At 57.7% G+C, this 1046-nt stretch carries 1 rRNA gene; it reads left to right on the top strand.

Going from position 1 to position 1046, the window contains the following annotated elements:
• Positions 1 to 1046 (top strand): 23S ribosomal RNA (locus VKV18_RS14955); the annotation flags it as partial.

The following is a 1046-nucleotide window of genomic DNA, read 5'->3' as shown; positions in this document are numbered from 1 at the left end:
TCAGTGGGGAACGATGTGGCGTTGCACAGACAACCAGGATGTTGGCTTAGAAGCAGCCACCATTGAAAGAGTGCGTAATAGCTCACTGGTCGAGTGGCGCTGCGCGGAAAATGTAACGGGGCTAAACCGGACACCGAAGCTTTGGATGGAGACATGGTAGGGGAGCGTTCCACTGGCGGAGAAGCAGAGTCGGGAGGCTTTGTGGAGCGAGTGGAAGTGAGAATGCCGGTATGAGTAGCGAAAAGAGGGGTGAGAATCCCCTCCGCCGAAAGCCCAAGGGTTCCTGGGGAAGGCTCGTCCGCCCAGGGTAAGTCGGGACCTAAGGCGAGGCCGAGAGGCGTAGTCGAAGGAGAACAGGTTGAAATTCCTGTACCACCGAGAGCGCTTGAGCGATGGGGTGACGCAGGAGGATGAGGGAAGCGGCCGGATGGAAGAGGCCGTCCAAGCAGCGAGCGAGGGATGTAGTGAAATGCGCATCCTGGGAATCGTGAGCTGTGATGGGGAGGGAAGGACAGTACCGAAGTCCCAGAGTTCACACTGCCGAGAAAAGCCTCTAGCGATGCAGCAGGTGCCCGTACCGGAAACCGACACAGGTGGGCGCGTGGAGAACACGAAGGCGCGCGGGAGAACTCTCGTTAAGGAACTCGGCAAAATGGCCCCGTAACTTCGGGAGAAGGGGCGCTCTGAGAAGAGCCGCAGTGAAAAGGCCCAAGCGACTGTTTAGCAAAAACACAGGTCTCTGCGAAGCCGAAAGGCGACGTATAGGGGCTGACGCCTGCCCGGTGCTGGAAGGTTAAGAGGAGGGCTGAGGGGGGCGACCCCGAAGGTCCGAATTGAAGCCCCAGTAAACGGCGGCCGTAACTATAACGGTCCTAAGGTAGCGAAATTCCTTGTCGGGTAAGTTCCGACCCGCACGAATGGCGTAACGACTTGGGCGCTGTCTCAACGAGAGACCCGGTGAAATTGTAATACCTGTGAAGATGCAGGTTACCCGCGGTTAGACGGAAAGACCCCGTGGAGCTTGACTGTAGCTTGATATGGGATAC

Origin of the sequence: Chthonomonas sp. (assembly GCF_035294505.1) — a bacterium.
Taxonomy (GTDB): Bacteria; Armatimonadota; Chthonomonadetes; order Chthonomonadales; family Chthonomonadaceae; genus Chthonomonas.
Note: the sequence above shows the minus strand (reverse complement) of the source record. Positions and strands in the feature narration are given on the sequence as shown.